This is a genomic window from Pseudoalteromonas sp. S558 (genome assembly GCF_005886635.1).
GTDB classification, from domain to species: Bacteria; Pseudomonadota; Gammaproteobacteria; order Enterobacterales; family Alteromonadaceae; genus Pseudoalteromonas; species Pseudoalteromonas aliena.
Genome location: NZ_PNDU01000548.1, coordinates 1 through 2,350 on the forward strand (window position 1 = coordinate 1; position 2,350 = coordinate 2,350).

At 34.0% G+C, this 2,350-nt stretch carries 1 protein-coding gene; it reads right to left on the reverse strand.

The features are described from left to right. Positions 1-432: 432 nt before the first annotated feature. Positions 433-1,803, reverse strand: coding sequence for a linear amide C-N hydrolase (locus tag CWB66_RS21365; RefSeq protein WP_138586995.1), 1,371 nt, complete (start codon positions 1,801-1,803; stop codon positions 433-435). Between the last annotated feature and the right edge of the window lie 547 nt (positions 1,804-2,350).

Here is a 2,350-nt window from a genome sequence, read left to right on the forward strand (position 1 = left end):
AGTCGATTCAATCCCACTCATACGCTGCCCCTTGGATGCTTTCTAGGGGCTATTTACTCTTTGTTGCTTACACGGATGCAGGTAAGGGGCGTGAGCAGGACCCCGAAGCTTTGCTCGGCTTTTACTTATTCTTACAGGGATGTAAGCCACTAGAGTAACGCAGGAGCAGTTACCAAGCCCACTAGGTTACAAATCTCGCGCCGCAATTAAATAGCCCTTGGATTGAACAAATTTCAATCCACAAAGATCAACACGCCCTAGACCCACTCTATTGTTTCACTGAAAATACCTAGCTAAAAAAAATTTAAATATCATTACAATTCAAAATTTTAGTAAATCCTCAGCCAGAGTTCGTGCTAAATAGGAATTCAAAAAAAGCTATTATTAATTTTAAAATGAAACCTATCTAGCACTTATTTTTCAAATATAAGATTAAGAGTTTTTATTTAATTGGGTTGTTATATCCATAGATTTAATATTTGTGTCTAACTGATGAGTGTAATTTTTTAAACCTTCAAGCTCTAACTCCATCAAATTAATCCTAAATACTTGCGGTGATTGGTACATTCTAACTGAAAATATTTTATTTTTTAAATCAGATACAGTAACCCACTGTGTGAAATCATGGACGTTTTCGCCTTGTGAATCTCGACTTGTTCCCAATGGAATATCGACCGTATTTAATATATGAAAAGCCAGCGTAGTCGCATCCTCTTTTCCTACTTTAATATTGTTGTTTATTGAGGGCACTTCTTTCATTAATTCAGCATCTTTGGCTACATTAGACTTAAAATCATTCGCTTCATCTATTTCATATTGGGAAGTGAATTGTGTAACTGGAAATGAAAAATTAGTCATCATTGCCGCTCTCACAAAACGATCAACGGGTGTTGAACTTCCAGGAACACCTGAAAATCCAGTTCCTTGCGCATAGGAATTACACTGAAAATTAGAGGCTGCACTTTCATATGCACTTACACTCGGTGTCGTTGGCTCTCCTTGTTCATTCTGAAAATTAAATGGCATTACATTTACATAGTTATAACGAACATTTTCTTGTTGCCAAGCAATTAAAGGATCATTAGTAAGAACACCGATTGGATTAAGGTCTGTTATGGTTAGCTTCCCTTGAGCATATTCTAAAACAATGCTATTCCCTTCAGCATCATGCACAGGAAAATGAAACTTCATTGCATTTGGAGCTTTAGAAAAAGGACTAACAACTAAAATTTTATCTTTTGTATCTAAATCGCATTCTTTTAAATCAGATCCACCTTTGTTTAACACCAATTTGTCATAGTCCAATCCATTAATAACATCTTGGCAAGTGCTACAGCTTGATAATATCCACGCAGGAAGGCTAGGGTAGTAAATAATATCTTGATTGTTACAAGTTTTTGATATTGGATATTGGTACTCACTTTGCGCTAATACCATAGATCCGGTAGTTAAGCCTTCTGTGTTTAATCCATTAGTGGCTATATTCGCAAATGTCTCTTCTACACCTAAAGTTTCAGCTATAGCAAGCTTAAACCCATTCATAGCAACAAAGCCATAATCACCAGTCCAAGCAAGAAGGTGTTTATTAATAACATCAATATCGTCACGAAGTACAAATTGTGCAGAGTCATCCTGTAAATCTGACTGACTCGATGTTAAGGTAATTTGCTTATATATATACTTTTTAGGCCTAAAAAATAGTTCTGATTTTAAATCTGGCCCCAACTCCATTGAGCGGCCTATCACTGGAATACTTTTTTGAAAGTTAGAACTTACGGCTTTAATTGAGAAATCTGTACACATCGTGATCTTCCTTATATTAACTATTAAAATAAAATTTACTGTATTTATATTTTTCAGTAAGATTTAAGTTAACAGCTATTAATACAAAGACCTATTACAGCTTATTACACAAGATCGGAACACAAAGTTTAAAGCGCTGACTTTTCATCTCGCCATGATGTAAATATCAACTTATACCAGCCTCAACACTTTTAAATAAAGTAAAAAATAAAAAAACCTAATAAAGTGAAAGACCTAATTAAGCTTATAAAAACCTTTTTGATACTTTTAGGATTAAAACTAAAATAACACCAACATTTGTAAATACTGCTATGAATAAATCTGACAATAATATCTCTTTAATACCAATCCACTTAATTAAGAAGTTTATTTTGAGGTAAAAAACTTTGTCGATAACAAGACGAGATTTCGTTGTTTTTTTTCTATATCAGAAATTTTAACGCAGTTAGCGTCGGGTTAATCCTCAAATTGATTCAGTAACCTGAACTCTGGATAATAAATCTATCTCGAGCAGCTATTTTCAGCGCTAACTGCGTTGAATTTAAAT